Origin of the sequence: Pedobacter vanadiisoli, from assembly GCF_042684385.1 — a bacterium.
Lineage (GTDB): Bacteria > Bacteroidota > Bacteroidia > Sphingobacteriales > Sphingobacteriaceae > Pedobacter > Pedobacter vanadiisoli.
Genome location: NZ_JBHULL010000009.1, coordinates 57,346 through 75,451, shown reverse-complemented (window position 1 = coordinate 75,451; position 18,106 = coordinate 57,346). Strand labels below are relative to the sequence as shown.

15 protein-coding genes are annotated in these 18,106 nt (G+C 38.3%); 14 read left to right on the top strand and 1 reads right to left on the bottom strand.

Annotation, left to right across the window (positions count from 1 at the left end):
* Positions 1 to 15: 15 nt before the first annotated feature.
* The 9 genes from ACFSR6_RS11545 to ACFSR6_RS11505 all read left to right on the top strand — a co-directional run bounded on the left by ACFSR6_RS11545 (position 16) and on the right by ACFSR6_RS11505 (position 13,528).
* A complete protein-coding gene (locus tag ACFSR6_RS11545; RefSeq protein WP_379078887.1) occupies positions 16 to 3,234 on the top strand; it encodes a UvrD-helicase domain-containing protein in 3,219 nt (1,072 codons plus the stop codon).
* A 1-nt stretch (position 3,235) separates the two neighbouring features.
* A complete protein-coding gene (locus ACFSR6_RS11540; RefSeq protein WP_379078884.1) occupies positions 3,236 to 4,306 on the top strand; it encodes a PDDEXK nuclease domain-containing protein in 1,071 nt (356 codons plus the stop codon).
* A gap of 9 nt (positions 4,307 to 4,315) precedes the next feature.
* Positions 4,316 to 7,171 carry a PD-(D/E)XK nuclease family protein gene (locus ACFSR6_RS11535; RefSeq protein WP_379078882.1) on the top strand — a complete coding sequence of 952 codons (2,856 nt, stop codon included), beginning with the start codon at positions 4,316 to 4,318 and terminating at the stop codon, positions 7,169 to 7,171.
* Between the two features lie 175 nt (positions 7,172 to 7,346).
* Positions 7,347 to 7,904 carry a GNAT family N-acetyltransferase gene (locus ACFSR6_RS11530; protein WP_379078879.1) on the top strand — a complete coding sequence of 186 codons (558 nt, stop codon included), beginning with the start codon at positions 7,347 to 7,349 and terminating at the stop codon, positions 7,902 to 7,904.
* A gap of 389 nt (positions 7,905 to 8,293) precedes the next feature.
* Positions 8,294 to 9,280 (top strand): pyruvate dehydrogenase complex E1 component subunit beta, encoded by a 987-nt coding sequence (locus tag ACFSR6_RS11525; RefSeq protein WP_183767358.1) that lies wholly within the window; start codon positions 8,294 to 8,296, stop codon positions 9,278 to 9,280.
* Positions 9,281 to 9,615: 335 nt separating this feature from the next.
* Positions 9,616 to 10,092 (top strand): hypothetical protein, encoded by a 477-nt coding sequence (locus ACFSR6_RS11520; protein WP_379078876.1) that lies wholly within the window; start codon positions 9,616 to 9,618, stop codon positions 10,090 to 10,092.
* Between the two features lie 25 nt (positions 10,093 to 10,117).
* Positions 10,118 to 10,687, top strand: a complete 570-nt coding sequence (locus tag ACFSR6_RS11515) for a pentapeptide repeat-containing protein (RefSeq protein WP_379078873.1) — start codon at positions 10,118 to 10,120, stop codon at positions 10,685 to 10,687.
* Positions 10,688 to 10,730: 43 nt separating this feature from the next.
* On the top strand, positions 10,731 to 11,102 hold the full coding sequence (locus tag ACFSR6_RS11510) for an iron chaperone (protein WP_379078870.1): 372 nt from the start codon (positions 10,731 to 10,733) through the stop codon (positions 11,100 to 11,102).
* Between the two features lie 137 nt (positions 11,103 to 11,239).
* The gene (locus tag ACFSR6_RS11505) at positions 11,240 to 13,528 is read left to right on the top strand and encodes a Tex family protein (protein WP_379078867.1); all 2,289 of its coding nucleotides are present in this window, start codon (positions 11,240 to 11,242) and stop codon (positions 13,526 to 13,528) included.
* Between the two features lie 56 nt (positions 13,529 to 13,584).
* Here ACFSR6_RS11505 and ACFSR6_RS11500 read toward each other — a convergent pair whose 3' ends face one another.
* Entirely contained in the window at positions 13,585 to 14,664 is a 1,080-nt protein-coding gene (locus tag ACFSR6_RS11500; protein ID WP_379078864.1) for a mechanosensitive ion channel family protein, read from the bottom strand.
* A 140-nt stretch (positions 14,665 to 14,804) separates the two neighbouring features.
* Between ACFSR6_RS11500 and pnuC the strand changes: the two genes are divergently transcribed.
* The 5 genes from pnuC (at position 14,805) to rpsB (ending at position 18,063) form a co-directional block, all read left to right on the top strand.
* Entirely contained in the window at positions 14,805 to 15,467 is a 663-nt protein-coding gene (pnuC, locus tag ACFSR6_RS11495) for a nicotinamide riboside transporter PnuC (protein WP_379078861.1), read from the top strand.
* Positions 15,468 to 15,554: 87 nt separating this feature from the next.
* Positions 15,555 to 16,094: an ORF6N domain-containing protein gene (locus ACFSR6_RS11490; protein WP_379078858.1), complete on the top strand. Its 540-nt coding sequence runs from the start codon at positions 15,555 to 15,557 to the stop codon at positions 16,092 to 16,094.
* A 283-nt stretch (positions 16,095 to 16,377) separates the two neighbouring features.
* A complete protein-coding gene (gene rplM / locus ACFSR6_RS11485) occupies positions 16,378 to 16,821 on the top strand; it encodes a 50S ribosomal protein L13 (RefSeq protein WP_183767344.1) in 444 nt (147 codons plus the stop codon).
* A 3-nt stretch (positions 16,822 to 16,824) separates the two neighbouring features.
* Positions 16,825 to 17,211: a 30S ribosomal protein S9 gene (rpsI, locus tag ACFSR6_RS11480; RefSeq protein ID WP_183767342.1), complete on the top strand. Its 387-nt coding sequence runs from the start codon at positions 16,825 to 16,827 to the stop codon at positions 17,209 to 17,211.
* Positions 17,212 to 17,229: 18 nt separating this feature from the next.
* Complete coding sequence (gene rpsB / locus ACFSR6_RS11475) at positions 17,230 to 18,063, top strand: 30S ribosomal protein S2 (RefSeq protein ID WP_183767340.1); 834 nt, start codon at positions 17,230 to 17,232, stop codon at positions 18,061 to 18,063.
* Positions 18,064 to 18,106: the final 43 nt, after the last annotated feature.

Below are 18,106 nucleotides of genomic sequence, written 5' to 3'. Positions count from 1 at the left end.
GAATAAAAGACACCTATGCCCCAACCCCTCAAAATCCTTCAAGCCTCTGCCGGTTCCGGTAAAACGTTCAGTTTAACTGCACATTATCTTACGTTGCTCTTCAGTGGAGATCATAAATACCGCGAAATTTTAGCCGTAACTTTTACCAACAAAGCTACCGAAGAGATGAAAACGAGGATATTAGAGGTATTGCTTGGATTGGCAAAAGATGATCGATCAAAAAAAATCGACGATTATCGGAAGCTTATTTTAAAGGCTTATCTGATGTTAAGCACCCAGGAACTCCAGTTCAAAGCCGATAAGATTTACCGCAAAATTCTGCACGATTATAGCCGTTTTTCGGTGAGCACCATCGATGGTTTCGTGCAAAAAGTAATCCGTGGTTTTGCCTTTGAGCTCGGCCTTAATGCCGATTATAATTTAGAAATGAATTATGATAAAGTGAAGGACGATCTGGTTAACAAATTAGACGAAGCCCTGGATCACAATAAACAGCTCCTGCAGTGGATCATCGATCTGGCCATCGAACGCATTAGCGATAACAAAAGCTGGAACTATAAATTCGAGCTCTATAATCTTATCGGGGAAATATTTTCAGAGCGTTTCCAGGTTTTTGAAGACGCGGTAAATGCCCTTGGACTTGAAAACATCGATGAACTCTTTAAAAAATACATACAGCTTACCAAATCGGAAATTAAAAACTTCGAAGAAGAACTGGTGGCATTGGCAACTGAAGCCAACGAAGCCCTTAATGTAATCGGCGTAGAAAACGATCACCTTAAAGGCAAATCAAGAAGTCCGCTGGCAAAAATCATTTTAGTAGCCAGGGGCGACTTTTCAAAAATAGAACTGCTTTTTAAATTAATTGATGAGCCGGATGAATGGTTCCAGAAAAATGCAAATTTTCCTGAAGCTTACGATACGGTAAACCCGATATTAAAAAAGCTAAAAACGCATTACTTAACACATCTGCCCAATTACGGACTGGCTATCGCCTTTAATAAAAACCTCTATTATTTAAGGTTAATGCAGGAAATTGCCGTTCTTCTTAAAGAGTATAGGGCCGAAAACGATAACCTGCTGATCAGTGATGCACAAAAGCTGATTTCGGGAATCACAGAAGATGCTGGCGATAACCCTTCTTTCATTTGGGAAAAAGTGGGCAATCGGTACCGCAACTTCCTGTTTGATGAGTTTCAGGATACTTCTACCAGTCAATGGGGAAGTTTTAAATCATTATTGACCAATGCAATGGCTACGCCAAGTCAGGATTTAATCGACCACCTCATCGTCGGCGATACCAAGCAGTCTATTTACCGCTGGCGTAATGGCGACTGGAACATCCTGCATAAACATGCTAAAATAGATGTTGGTGCTAAAAATGTTCTCGAAGAAAGTCTGGAAGAAAATTACCGAAGTGCAGAAAATATCATCACTTTTAATAATTTTCTTTACAAAGCCATTCCGCTTACTTTGCAGAATGAGCTGAACGAAAACCTGGCCTCTAAACCTGAAAATATCCTTAATTGGTGGCAGGAACAAAATTACCAGCAGATTATTACTGACATTTATAGCGGCTCTACCCAGAATTTCGCTACCAATACTTTAAAAGGTGGTACCATTAAAATCAAGAAATTTGGTAAAGACCATGCCCCAGAAGAGGCCCGTTTTACCGAAACTGTTTTTAGGGATATTGCTCTTGATGATATGGTTAAAGAAATTAATCAGCTCAAAAATGAGCAGCAATATGCGTTAAAAGACATTGCTATCCTGGTACGATCGAACAGTGAAGCCCTGTTAACGGTAAAAAAACTGATGGAACATAACTTGCCCGTTCTGTCAGGAGATGCCTTGTTGATTTCAAATAATTCGGCCATACAACTGATTATTAATACCTTAAAAACCCTAATAGGATTAGAAAGTCAAACGGCATTGTATAAAGCCAATTGCATCGCGCTTTACCATTCCTTACACGGAAGAGATGCCGATGCCAACCATTACATTAACCTTAGTCAAAAACCGCTCTATACACTAACGGCAGTTTTACCCACCGCTTTATGCCTGAACTGGCAGAGCTGGCTACAGTTGCCCTTGCCAGAACTGGTCGAAATCCTGATTGAAAGCTATGGTTTAAAAGACCTCACGGCCAATTTACCTTACCTGCTGGCATTTAGAGACTTAACAGCATTAGCCGGAAAACTTGGAGAAAAAGGCATTATCGCATTTTTAACCTGGTGGGAAGAAGATGGGATTAAGAAGTCTTTACCTTCTCCGGAAGGTGCAGATGCCATTCAGATCATTACCATTCACAAATCGAAAGGTTTGGCTTTCAGGGCTGTCTTCGTGCCATTTTGCAACTGGGAAATAAAAGGCAAACCCAATGGCACTTTCTGGGTTTCATCAGAAGAAACGGTTTATCAAGAACTGAAAGGCATACCCCTAAAATATAATGAAGCTTTGGCCGATTCGGCAATTGCAAAGGCATATTACGAAGAACTGCTTTACAATAACATGGATGCACTGAATATGCTCTATGTGGCCACTACACGTTCTAAAGATTACCTGTACATTGCTACTATGGGTAAAAAGGAGATGAAATTATCAAACATGGGCGATGTCATCAATTTTACTTTTGAAGAGCAGTTTGACGAGAATGGGATCTACGAAATTGTTGATTATGTAAGGGTCGAAAACAAAACCGAACAATCTAATTTTATCGACCTGAAAAGCTATCCTACTACTACCCGTTTATCCGAACTTTATATTCCATCAGAAGAAAAACACCTGAAACATTTGGTCAATATCGAAAAATCTGGCCGGAAAGGCTCATTACTGCACGATATACTTGCCAGTGCCCGCGACCAACAAGAAGTGGAAGATTATACCGATCAATTGGTTTTACAAGGCATTATTAAAGATGAGGAAAAGCAAAAACTGATCGGGTCTGCTTTGGAAGTATTAAATAATCCGGAATTACAATCTATTTTAGGCAAAACAAGCGAAAATATCATAGAAAAAACCATTGTTGATGAAAAAGGAAAAAGCCACCGGCCAGACAGGGTGCTGGTAAATGGAGAAGAAGTTATTATTCTTGATTATAAATTTACACTAGAAGAGAGCGATAAACACATTGAGCAGGTACATACCTACAAAGCCTTACTTTCGGAAATGGGCTATCAGAATATCAAAACTTACCTTTTTTACGCAGTTAAGGGCAAATTAAAATTAGTGTGATATGGAAAAAGCAAATGATTTATACAAGAATATATTAAATATACTGAAAAGATACAGAGCCGAAGCTTACAAAGCCATTAACACGGCCATGGTAATTTCTTATTGGCAAATCGGGAAGGAAATAGTTGAAAATGAGCAAGGAGGGAATGTAAAAGCAGCTTATGGAGAAGAAATTTTACAATCATTATCTAAAAAATTATCAGCAGATTTTGGTAAAGGCTTTTCATATTCTAACTTGAGAAATTTTCGCCAATTTTACCTAACCTATCCCGAAGAACAAATTTGCTACGCAGTGCGTATCACTTCTTATAATGCTGATAATCAACAAAATGAAATATCATACGCACTGCGTAGCAATTTAAGCTGGACACATCATCGGCTAATTATGAGGGTGGATGATGCTCAGGCCAGAGCATATTATCTAAATGAAGCAGAACATCAACAATGGAGTTCGCGAGAATTAGAAAGAAACATTAACTCATCGTATTTTCAACGGCTATTATCGAATCAGAAAGAAGTAGCCCCAACTAACCATAATATACAACTTTCTGAAAATTTCATTAAAGATCCTTATGTTCTAGAGTTTCTAAAAATCGAACAATCATCAACATTAAAAGAGAAGGACATAGAAACCAGGATAATTAATCATCTTCAGCAATTTTTATTAGAACTAGGTAAAGGATTTTCTTTTGTAGGCAGGCAGTTTAGAATAAGCACCGAAACCAGTAACTTTTATATTGATCTTGTTTTCTATAATTATATTCTAAAATGTTTTGTGCTATTTGATTTAAAAACCAATAAACTTACCCATCAAGATGTTGGCCAAATGGATATGTATATCAAAATGTTTGATGATTTAAAAAAACAGGAAAACGATAATCCAACAATTGGCATTATCCTTTGTACTGATAAAGAGGAAACGGTTGTTAAATATTCTATGCTGAAGGATAGCAAACAGTTGTTTGCCTCAAAATATCAAATGTATCTACCAACGGAGAAACAGCTGGCAGATTGGATCGAAAACAATAAAGCAATTATCGAATTGCAATTAAAAAACCAAGGGAACGATTAAAAGATCTACATGAAACCATTTTTACAGGAAGTTGCAGAAGATTTAGTTGCCCGGTTTGGCAATCAGCTGGAAAGTTGTGCCATTGTTTTTAACAATAAACGCCCGTCAGCTTATTTGCAGAAACACTTTGCCGATATTATCGGCAAGCCATTTTTCAGCCCGTCATTTTTTACCATACAGGAATTCTTTGCCAGTTCTACCAGCTATAAAATAGCCGATTTTTACCTGCAGTTTTTTACCCTTCACAGCATTTATAATCAACTGCTGGCAGAAGAGAAACTGGAAAACATATCAAGTCACAAGTTTTTTCCTTTAGCCAAGATCATCCTAAGCGATTTTAACCAGATTGATGCCGATCTTGTAGATGCTGAGAAATTATACCGTGACCTGGAAGATATTTCAACGATCAATAAAGACTTTGATTATTTAAGTCCCGAGCAATACCAGTTTCTTGCCCAGTTCTGGACTTCCTATTCGGAGGGGAAACATAAAAAGCAACAAGAACTGTTCATTAAAATGTGGCGAAGAATGCCTAAACTTTACCATAAGTTTCATGCTGCATTGAAGGAAAAGGGCTACCTAACTAATGGCTCGGTTTACCGTTATCTTTCAGATAATATCGCCCAGCACCAGGCGTTCAATGCCAATTTTAAAAACGGCAAGATCATTTTTGTTGGCTTTAATGCTTTAAGCAGTGCAGAAGCCAAAATATTCACACAGTTGCAGGAAGCCGGTAACGCACTCTTTTATTTCGATGCCGATAGCTATTATTTAGATGATGTTTCGCAAGAGGCAGGTCTGTTTTTACGTAAAAACATCAACCAGCTTGGATTGAAAAATGAATTTGAAGGGCAGGAAAGTTTGATGAAATCAGTACCGCACCAGGTAAATGTTTTTAAAGTTCAGGGGCAATCGGCTCAGGCCAAAATACTCAATAACATTTTGCAAGAAGATTATAAATCAGCAGAAGCCGTTGGAAAAACAGTGGTGGTTTTGGCTGACGAAAGCCTTTTGATCCCAACACTGCAAACCATCCCAACCAACATTAACGGCAAGCAAATCGACCTGAATGTAACCATGGGTTTTGCCCTGTCGACCTCCAGTATTTTTGGGCTGGTTGATTTATGGTTAGGTAGTCAACTGGAAATTTTACAGCGCGATAAGGTAAGTTATAAAAATGTAGAAGCTTTTTTAACCCATCCTCTAACTGGTTTAACACAAAAAATGCGCGATAAAGTGTTAACTGCCCTGCTGGAGGAAAACCAGGTAGAGATCGATCATAAACGTTTATTGCGTCAAAGCGGGCTGTTTGAAACTTTCTATAAAAAAATTGATGATCCGCAGCATGTGGTCACTAATCTTTTAGATGTACTCGATTATGTGCTCATGCGTCTATCGAACGCTAAAACGCTAAAAAAGATAGATGCTGAGCTCTTTGTAAAAACCATACAGGAATTAAACAGGTTGCACGATACATTCAGCAACCACATCGGTAAAGAAGAAATCCCTTTTGTAATTTACCTTGTTCAAAAATCACTGCAGACCATTGCAGTACCACTTTCGGGCGATCCGCTCAACGGTATACAGGTAATGGGATTACTCGAAACCCGGAACTTAAATTTCGATAAAGTGGTATTTTTAGGTTTTAATGAAGGGATTATTCCCAAATCATCAATTGGCAACAGCTTTATACCTGATTCCATACGCCGTGTTTATGGCCTTCCGGTACTGGAAAATCTCGATGCCATCTCCTCTTACATGGTATATCGCCTATTACAACGGGCAAAGAATATTAATTTTGTCTATAACAGCTTAACCGACGAATACACTTCCGGCGAAGCCAGCAGGATTTTAAAACAGCTCGAGTATGAGAGCGGTTTCGATTTCAGCTACAATGAACTTAATCTCGAAGTAAAAACCGAAGCTTTTAAAGAGGTAAAGATCGATAAAACCAATAATGCCTTTATCCAGGAAACACTTCAAAAATATCTCAATAAAAAAAAGGTCCTTTCACCTTCCGCAATTACCCAGTACATCTCCAACCCTATTGATTTCTTTTTCAATTATATTGCTGGGATTAAGGAGCCTAAAGAAATAAGTGCAGTGGTAGAAGCTAACGAAATCGGGTCGATTTTACATAAGGTAATGGAGTATTTTTACGAGGATTTAAGATCGGGCGAAATTACTGCTGAGCGCATTAAGGAAAAACGCAAACAGATTCCTGCACTGATACAAAAAGCCTTTAATGCCGTGATGTTCAAAAATCCCGATACGGTAATGGAATACAAAGGCATGCAAAAGGTTATTTTATCCATTGTGGATGCCTATGTGAATATCATTTTAAACCAGGATGAAACACAAACCCCATTCCATATCATTAGTCTTGAACAAAAAGTAGAGGCCGAAATCAGCTTCCCGTTAAAGGGAAAAGAGGTTAGTGTGAAGATATTCGGCTTTATCGACCGTGTTGATGTAAAAGATGGCATAACCAAAATTATCGATTACAAAACCGGTAGCGACAAGTTAACTTTTAAAGATATTCCAGAGTTGTTTAATTCTGATGGCAAACACATTAATAAAGCGCTGATTCAAACCCTGTTATACACTTATGCTTATGAGCAGTTTTCGGGAAAAAGTTTTGTGGAACCGAATCTGTATGTGGTAAAAACCATGAGCGTAGACGGCGTTTGGTTTAAATCCGGCAGGCAAACCCTTTCAGGCGAATACCTGGAAGAAATAAAACCGGAATTTTTGGCGGAACTCAGAAAAAAACTGACTGAACTGTTCGAAGCACCCTATTTTGTGGCCAGTATTGTTGAGGATAATTACAAATATTCTATTTATAAAACCTTGTTTGGGAAATAGTTCCAACCGTAAAGAAATAAAGTAAATTGCAAAGGACACCAAGTACTTAGTAAAATAACCACAGAGCAAACAAAGTAAGTCGCAGAGTACGCAGCTTTAGATTGAAAAATATCAACTTCGTGTTCTCCATGGTAAAAAACTTTCTGGCTTTGCGCTTAATCTCTTAAATTTAAAAATGCTAACCTTAAATTTCACAAAATTTCCTGTACTGAAAACCGAACGCTTAATCCTTCGAGAACACGATCTTGATGATGCTGAAGCCCTTTTCGCTTTGCGCACTAACGAAACAGTAATGAAATACATTGATAGAGAAAGACCAAAAGATATTTTTGAGATTAAAGATTTTATTTCCCGTTTTAGAAATGGTTATGAGAATGGCGACAACCTGGCTTGGGTAATTGCTTTAAAAGAAACTCCCGATAAGATGATTGGCTCTGTAGGTTATTGGCGAACCGACTTTGCCAACCATAGGGCCGAGATTGGTTACATGTTACATCCTGATTATTGGCGGCAGGGAATTATCTCTGAAGCCTTAAAAAGATCAATTGATTTCGGTTTTAATGAGGTTAACCTACATACCATCAGTGCAAACATTAATGTAGAAAACGATGCTTCAAGACAAATGCTGATTAAACATGGTTTTGTGAAAGAAGCGCATTTTAAACAAGATTATTATTTTAGGGGCCAATTTCTTGACAGCGAGATTTATGGATTGTTGAACCCAAACCATTAAATAAAGCGTAACACTGGTTCCCGCCTCCTTAAATGCAGAATAAACCGTAAAATCCTATACGGGAAAATGGGTTTTACTTTTTGTGACAACTGGGATTTAAAAAATATGCCCTGGGGCATGATGCAGTTTTTCATTTTAGGCAACAGTGGACGACATCATCCATTTTGGAGAAGATATTTCGGAAAAAGCCTAAGCTTTGATACAAAAAGCTTAACAAAAACACAATTACCCAATAATATTTCTTCTTTAAACGGATAAACAAAAAATATAGCCAAAAAAGTGCGAAATAATGAATTAAAACACCCATAATTATTACAAAACATAGGCATTTTAGCCTTTGGTTTCAAAGCGATTAATAATTATATTTGCCCCCGTTATAAAAATTTACAATGAGAGAAATCCAATTTAGAGAAGCACTACGCGAAGCCATGAGCGAAGAAATGCGTAAAGATGACCGCGTTTTTTTATTAGGTGAAGAAGTAGCAGAATATAACGGGGCGTACAAAGTGAGTCAGGGTATGCTTGACGAGTTTGGTGCGAAACGTATTATCGATACCCCGATTGCCGAATTAGGTTTCGCAGGTATTGCAACTGGTGCCGCAACAGCAGGCCTTATTCCGATTGTTGAATTTATGACTTTCAACTTCTCATTAGTAGCTATTGATCAGATTATCAATGGTGCTGCTAAAATTTTATCAATGAGTGGAGGTCAGTTCTCATGCCCTATGGTTTTCCGTGGCCCAACAGGTAACGCTGGCCAATTAGGTGCACAACACTCTCAAAACTTCGAAAACTGGTACGCCAATACCCCAGGCTTAAAAGTGGTAGTTCCGGCTACACCTTACGATGCAAAAGGCTTATTAAAACAATCAATCCTTGACCCTGATCCGGTTATCTTCATGGAATCGGAGGTAATGTACGGCGATAAAGGTGATGTTCCTGCCGAAGAGTACTATATCGAATTAGGAAAAGCCAATATAACCAAACAAGGTACCGATGTAACCATCGTAACTTTTGGTAAAATGTTAACCCGTGTGGTAAATCCGGCTGTAGAAGAATTAACCAAAGAAGGAATCAATGTAGAAGTAATCGATTTACGTTCTGTTCGTCCAATCGATTATGCAACCATCATCGAATCGGTTAAGAAAACAAACCGTTTGGTTGTGGTTGAAGAAGCCTGGCCATTGGCATCTATCTCTTCAGAAATTGCTTTCAATGTACAAAGAAATGCATTCGATTACCTAGATGCACCGGTTTTACGTATCACTTGTGCAGATGTTCCGCTTCCATACTCTCCAACTTTAATTGCAGCCAGCTTACCAAATGCAGAACGCGTAATTAAAGCCGTAAAAGAAGTAATGTACGCAACAAAATAAATGGTCATTCCGCGCATAGCGAAAGATCTTCCAAGATATAAATCCTCCAAATTACTTTGGAGGATTTTTTTTGACCTTTTACCGCGTACCGACTTAGAAATGAGATAAACAATCAGTTATTTTTGAACGTTACCCAAGCTGTGCAAGTTGTCAGGCTTTTCAGGGCTGTACTTCGTTCCGGTAGCAATAAAGAACTGGTACTAAACCCTTACAATCCCTACCGCGAAATCAAACGCCACAAATTGCCTCTAAAAAGAGTCCACATAAACCTTGAAGGATTCAAAAATCAAACTAAAATTGATGATAAGGATAATTTTATATAATTTGATCGCAGCATGTGGAAAAAGCTGAGCAATACTATCCTTTTTACTCTATTTGCCTTCTTTGGGTTAATTATATTATTGCTTTTTTCACCATTGATTCTCATTTCAACATTTATTAATAAAATTGAAAGCAAAACGCTTGAAGAGGAATACAGGCAATACCTTCTAAAAATTGATGGCCATAAACTCTTTTGTTATAACAATAGAAAACATACAAAGGAATTTATAGAGAAACAGATTATGCCAATCTTACCAAAAGATGTAAAATTGATCTTTCTTGATGGAAGATTTCCAGTTTCAGAATATCCGCATCAATTTACTTCAATGTTATTGTACAACATCCGCAATCAGGTAGGTTTTCCTTATCTTCTAAGAATTCAGGAAGGTAACGTCCTCGAAAAATCGATCAATAATGAACTTTATAATAGTTTAAACCAAGGACATGACACTAAGCCATTGTATGATGCAATAAATAATTTTTATCAATAACTTCATTCAAGATCCACACATCATTATGCCAGAATACATTGCTGACCAAACCTTCGAAAAAGCCGATTTTACCATACGTGCCTTACCCAAAGCAGAATATGAAAACTGTAAATTTATCAACTGCGATTTTTCAGGTTCAGATTTAAGCGGTGTTAAGTTTCTGGATTGTCAGTTTAGCCATTGCAACCTGAGTTTGGCTAATATTAGCAAAACAACTTTTAACGAGATAGACTTTAGCGACTGTAAAATGCTAGGCCTAAGGTTCGAAAATTGTAATGATTTTGGTTTGTCGTTTAACTTTAGCAATTCAAAACTGGATCATTGTTCTTTCTATAAACTCAAATTAAAAAAAACAACCTTTAAAAATGCGCAGCTTCACGAGGTAGACTTTTCAGAAACCGACCTGTCCGGCTCAACTTTCGAAAATTGCGATTTACTTAATGCCACATTCGACAGAACGATGTTAGAAAAAGTTGATTTCAGGACAGCTTATAATTTTTCAATCGACCCCGATAACAACCGGATAAAAAAAGCTAAATTCTCGCAATCGGGTTTAGCGGGTTTGTTGCACAAATACGATATTCTAATCAGTTAATGATTTATCCGGGAATCTTTGTAATTTCATAACAAGATAATTTATGGAACAGCCAAAACCGGAAAACATCGACCAATACATTGCCAACTTCCCAGTTGCAACACAAAAATTACTGCAACAAGTACGTGAAACCATTCACCTTGCTGTGCCCCAGGCTAAAGAAGTAATTAGTTATGGCATGCCTGCATTTAAGCAAAAAGGAATTTTAGTTTACTTTGCAGGTTATGCCAAACACATTGGTTTTTACCCAACAGGTTCGGGCATCGAAGCCTTTAAAGATGAATTTAGTGGTTATAAATGGAGCAAGGGCGCGGTGCAGTTTCCCTTAAATAAACCTTTACCCTTAGAGCTGATTAAGAGGATAACCCAATTTAAAGCCGAGCGCGACTTGCAAAAAGCCTCAAAAAAGAAATAAAGTACCTATCGAGGCTGCACTACCCCAATTTTCTACAAAATTTACTCACACATTTTGGTGGAAAACTTCATTTTAAAAATCATTAAATCCCGTAAATCCTCATTAGCTTTGCTTCCTTTAATTTTTACCTTTAGAATATGTTAACCCACCATAAAATAATTGCATCAGAATTGAACGTAGCAGAAAAGCAGGTAACTGCTACTATAAATCTGTTAGATGAAGGTGCAACAGTACCTTTTATTTCCCGTTACCGTAAAGAACTGACCGGCAGTTTAGATGAAGTTGAAGTAGCCGCAATACGTGACCGTGTTTTACAGTTACGCGACCTGGATAAACGCCGCGAGGCCATCTTAAAATCGATGACCGATTTAGGAAAGCTTACCCCTGAATTGGAGAAACAGATTAATGAGGCCGAAACCATTTCTCTTTTAGAAGATATTTACCTGCCATACAAACCTAAACGTAAAACACGTGCATCAGTTGCTAAAGAAAAAGGACTGGAGCCCCTTGCTTTACAGATTTTTGATCAGGGTAATTTTGATCTGGATACCGAAGCCGAAAAATTTATAGATGCCGAAAAAGGCGTAAATAGTTTAGAAGAAGCTTTGGCCGGGGCAAGGGACATTATTGCAGAAATGATTTCAGAAAATGCAGAAGCACGTACCAAAATGCGTACTTACTTTCAGGAAAAGGCTGAATTTAAATCTGAAGTGATTAAAGGAAAAGAAGAGGAAGGGATTAAATATAAAGATTACTTTGAATGGAACGAGCCCGTTAAAACCGCGGCTTCGCATCGTGTATTGGCCATGCGCCGCGGCGAAAAAGAACTGATTTTACGTTTAGATGCCCTCCCTCCTGCCGAAGATGCCATTGCTTTACTTGAAAACCAGTTTATTACAGGCAATAATGCAGCTTCGAAACAAGTGCAGCAAGCTTTAGAAGATGGTTACAAGCGCTTACTGGAGCCAGCCATGGAAACTGAATTACGTGTTTTCACCAAACAAAAAGCCGATGAAGAAGCCATCCGTGTTTTTGCTGAAAATGCACGTCAGCTTTTACTCGCGGCACCAATGGGCCAAAAAAATGTATTGGCCATCGATCCGGGTTTCCGTACCGGTTGTAAAGTAGTTTGCTTGGATAAGCAAGGACAATTATTAGAAAATACAGCCATTTATCCGCATACCGGACAGGGGAATGTTAAAAATGCCGAATTCACCATTCTGCAGCTTTGCGAAAAATATGATATCGAGGCCATTGCTATTGGTAATGGAACTGCTGGAAGGGAAACAGAAGCTTTTGTTCGAGGTTTAAATCTACCCAACATTGCAATTGTAATGGTAAATGAAAGTGGAGCCTCGATTTATTCGGCCTCTGAAGTAGCACGCGAGGAGTTCCCAACACAGGATATTACCGTTCGTGGTGCAGTATCTATTGGTCGCCGATTAATGGATCCTTTGGCAGAGCTGGTAAAAATCGATCCAAAATCGATTGGTGTTGGCCAGTATCAACATGATGTAGATCAGAATAAATTACAGGCCAGCTTAGATGATACCGTAATCAGTGCCGTAAACGCCGTTGGTGTTGAGTTAAATACGGCTTCTAAACAAATTTTAGCTTACGTTTCGGGTTTAGGACCAGCTTTGGCACAAAATATTGTCGATTACAGAAATACCCATGGGGCGTTTAAAAACCGCGAAAGCCTGAAAAAAGTTCCGCGTTTGGGCGATAAAGCTTACGAGCAGGCAGCAGGTTTCCTGCGTATCCGCAATGCAGAAAACGTATTGGATACCAGCGGAGTACACCCGGAGCGCTATGCCGTAGTTGATCAAATGGCCAAAGACCTGGGCACAACTGTTTCAGCACTGATGAAAGATACCCAGCTACAAAAACAGATCAAGCCACAACACTATGTTACAGACGAAATTGGTTTACCTACCCTTAACGACATTCTAAAAGAGCTGGCCAAACCCGGCCGCGATCCGCGTGAGCAGTTTGAAGCTTTTAGCTTTACTGAAGGCGTTAATGAAATTGCAGATTTAAGAACCGGTATGAAATTACCGGGTATTGTAACCAATATTACCAATTTTGGTGCCTTTGTTGATATCGGTGTACACCAGGACGGATTGGTACACACCAGCCAATTGGCAAACCGTTTTGTAGCTAACCCAAATGATGTGGTAAAAGTGCATCAAAAGGTAGAAGTTACGGTAATGGAAGTAGATGTGGCCCGCAAAAGGATTTCGTTGTCGATGAAAACTGAAGCAGGTCCAAAGTCAGAAGCCCGCAGTCGGGAATCCAGAGAGCAAAAACCTAAGCAAGACTTTAAAAACAACAATAAGCAAAATTTTAAGCCCCGTAATGAACCAAAAGACGCCGATGGCGATTTACAGGAAAAACTAGCCAAGCTTAAAGGCATGTTTAAATAGTTCAAGCAGTCATACTGAGTCTGTCGAAGTATCTCATGGTCTTCGACAGACTTTTTTTATACCTGTTCTAACTTACCTCTAAACTCCAACCGCCTTCTTGGCAAACTTTCCGGGTAATTGGTCTGAATAAAGGCAATCATTTTTTCCCTTACGTAACAGCGCAAATCAAAAGCCTTTGAGGAATTGGCTGCGCTCATTAAAAAACGTACTTCTATAGTGCCATCTTTTGTACTATCAGTTACTTGTACCACATTAACGCGTTTATCCCAAATTGGGTTTGCATTTAATAACCTGGTAAGTTCCTCCCGCATGGGCTCAATGGGGATTGTATAATCGAGGTAAAGAAAAACTGTACCCAATAAATCTGCCGAAACCCGCGTCCAGTTTTGAAAAGGCTTTTCAATAAAATAAGTAATCGGCAAAATTAACCGCCGCTGATCCCAGATATTAACCACTACATAAGTTAAGGTAATTTCCTCAACCTTGCCCCATTCGCTTTCTACAATCAAAACATCATCGATACGGATGGGTTGCGTAAACGCGATCTGAAAGCCCGCCAATAAGTTACCGAGCGATTTTTGTGCCGCAAAACCAATAATAATCCCGCCGATACCTACACCCGTAAGCAAGCCGGCTCCTATTTTACGCATGCTTTCAAAACTCAGCAGGATAATGGCAACTGTAACAAGAACAATTAATGAAACAATAAATTTGCGTACAAATTGCAATTGTGTTCTGATTTTACGCTCTTTTAGATTATTTTCCTTATTTAAATCGTATTTGAAGTAAAAATAATCCTCAAGCACATTAACAGTCCGCACCAGAATCAAAGCAAAGTTAATGGTCAACGCAATTTCTAAAGCCTTTTCCAGCGGAACGCGGTAAACCGGTGCCATTTGCATCAGCGATAAAGAAAAATTTAACAACAAAAGCGGGATAAACACACCAACAGGATGACGCAGATGTTTGATAATGGATTTTATGAAGATAAAATTCCACCAGCGCGAGAGTAAGATAAAGATTTTATGAACAACAAACTTAATGGACATACCCAGTAAAACAGCAAACAAGCCAATAATGATATTTTTCAAAAACAAGGGAATGGGTGAACCGTATAAATGATCTAAGTACTGCATAGAAACTGGATTATTAATACAACCGAAAGGCATTAACTAATGAATTAACATCCACCATTTAATTTTTGTTTATTGATACATCAGTGAGGCCCATTAAATTTTACATATTTTAGGGTTTACATTTATGAAATTATCAGCTTATGGATTTTTTCAATGCCCAAAGTATATTTTTTACGGTTCTGGATTACAAAATGAGCTATCTCGAGTTCTTTGCCGTAATAACCGGAATCATCTCGGTGATCCTCTCTGCAAAAGCCAGTATATGGAGCTGGCCTGCGGGTATTATTAATGTGTTTCTCTCAGCCTTTTTATATTACCAAACCCAGCTTTACCCCGATATGTTCCTCATGGTTTTCTTTTTCATTACCAATATTATGGGTTGGTGGAGGTGGGCCAATCCTAAACCGGAAGAAGAAGATAAAAACAAAGAGCTCAAAATCAGTTTTATGCCGCTAAAGCAGTTCCTGATTTTATTTACTCTGGGTGTTATTGGCACATTGCTTATCGGTACTTTAGCCAGCAAACTCCACCATTGGCTACCCTTATTGTTTAATTTACCCAGCGCCTACCCATTTGTTGATTCTTTTATTTTTGTAATGAGTGTGATCACTACTTTTTTAATGATCCAGAAAAGGATAGAGTGCTGGATTATCTGGCTGATGATTGATATCGTAGCCACTTATCTCTACTTCTTAAAGGGCATTAAATTTATGGGGGTCGAATATTTTATCTTTACCATCATTGCCGGCTTTGCATTATGGAACTGGATTAAGGAATATAGAAGTTACAGCAAATCAAACTAGTTGCCCTCCTCCTTTGAAGAAATTATTTAATTTGTTTCTTTGATAAGCGTGATTTGATTCGTATCTTCAGGTAAACTCCAACATGATATGACAGCTAAACAATTGCTTCCTATCATCCCTGACAATATTCTGGTTAATAAAATTTACGAACTGAGGGGCCACAAAGTAATGCTCGACAGTGACCTGGCAGCGCTGTATGGTGTGGAGACTAAAGTTTTAAATCAAAGCATCCGTAGAAACATTGAACGCTTCCCTACTGATTTCATGTTCCAGCTAACCGCTGACGAATGGGAAATATTGAGGTCACAAATTGTGACCTCAAAAAAAGGAAGGGGTGGAAGAACCTATTTACCACATGTTTTTACCGAACATGGTATCCTGATGCTTTCGAGTGTATTGAGCAGTAAGCAAGCTATCCAGGTAAACATTCAAATTGTAAGAATCTTTACTCGTATCCGCCGGTTGCTTTCAGAAAATACTGAGCTTAAACTGGAAATAGAAGAAATAAAAAAGAAACTAAGCAACCATGATAAAAATATCGAACTGGTTTTTGGCTACTTAGATAAACTGATCGATCAGAAAAGCAAGCTAAGGAAAAGAATTGGTTTTATGCCAGACGATCTGTGATTTGGTGCAAAAGAGACTATATAGATTTTTGAAGTCGCAAATTGCGACTTCAAGACCTGCTTCAACAAAACTCTATACTTTGAGCACTTTAATGACATTGGAGCAAGAAAGTTGTCATGCGAGTGTGCAGATGCTGAAATAAGTTCAGCATGACAGTTAATAAGCTATTATTACGATAAAAATTTTTCTTTCCAACTATTTGATAATAAAAGTATTCTCTCTATCTTTGCAGTCCCAATTTTAATGGGAATAATAAATTGTTTAATAAATTAAATACAAGCAAGTGAATACGTTAAGTTACAAAACTGTCTCGGCCAATGCTAAAACTGTAAACAAACAGTGGGTTGTTGTTGATGCGGAAGGCGAGATTTTGGGGCGCTTGTCATCGAAGATCGCTATGATCATCCGTGGTAAAAACAAGCCTGAGTACACCCCACACGTAGACTGCGGTGATAATGTAATTGTTATCAATGCAGACAAGGTTAAATTGACAGGAAACAAATTCAGCGAAAAGCAGTATGTTTCTTACACTGGTTATCCAGGTGGTCAACGTTTTATCTCTCCAAAAGAGTTAATGGCGAAACACCCTCAACGTGTAATCGAGAAAGCGGTACGTGGTATGTTACCGAAAACTAAATTGGGTAAAAAATTATACACTAATCTTTTTGTGTATGCTGGTGCAAACCACCCTCATGCAGCTCAATCTCCAAAAACCATTAAACTTTAAGAAATGTCAGTTACTAACACTTCAGGAAGAAGAAAAACAGCTGTAGCACGTATCTACTTAAAAGATGGTGCTGGCGCAATTACCGTTAACGGTAAAGATCACAAAGAATATTTCCCTACTTTACCTTTACAATATATCGTAAACCAAAGTTTAGAAGTTGCTGAACTAGTTGGCCGTTACGATATTACCGTAAACGTACAAGGTGGCGGAGTAAAAGGACAAGCAGAAGCTGTTCGTTTAGCTATTGCTAAAGCGATTGTTGAACTAGATGCGGAGAAAAAACCTGCATTACGTGCTAAAGGCCTAATGACGCGTGATATGCGTATGGTTGAGCGTAAAAAACCAGGACGTGCTAAAGCCCGTAAGAAATTCCAATTCAGTAAACGTTAATCACAGGAGGCAAAGACAATGGCAAGAACAACTTATCAAGACTTATTGGATGCAGGTGTACACTTTGGTCACCTTACCCGTAAATGGAATCCAAAAATGGCTCCTTACATTTTCATGGAGCGTAATGGAATTCACATTATAGATTTAAATAAAACATTAACTAAAACTGAAGAAGCTGCGGCTGCGATTAAACAAATCGTAAAATCAGGACGTAAAGTTTTATTCGTATCAACAAAGAAACAAGCTAAAGGAATCGTAGCTGAGCAAGCTAAAAAAGTAAATATGCCTTTCGTAACCGAGCGTTGGTTAGGTGGTATGTTAACTAACTTTGCTACTGTTCGCAAGTCAATCAAAAAGATGTCTAACATCGATAAAATGACTAAAGACGGTACTTATGCTATCCTTTCTAAAAAAGAGCGTTTAATGATCCAACGTGAGCGTGTTAAATTAGAATCCCTTTTAGGTGGTATTGCTGATTTAAACCGTTTACCTGCAGCTTTATTCTTAATCGATGTTAAGAAAGAGCATATCGCGGTAACAGAAGCGTTAAAATTAAACATCCCTACTTTTGCGATGGTTGATACTAACTCTGATCCTTCTAACATCGATTTCCCAATCCCTGCGAATGATGATGCTACAAAATCGATCTCTTTAATTACTGATGTAATTATCAAAGCGATTGAAGAAGGTTTAGAAGAGCGTAAACGCGAAAAAGATGATGAAGCAGAAAAAGAAGCAGTAGCTGCTAAAGCTGCAGCTGATGCGCCTGAAGCTAAAGAGCCAAGACGTAAAAAAGCTGCTGAAGCTGAGGTTGAAGCCTCTTCATCAGAAGAAACTAAAACAGAAGAATAGTAATATTTTTTAATTGCAGGTTACTGGTTTCAGGTTTTAAGTT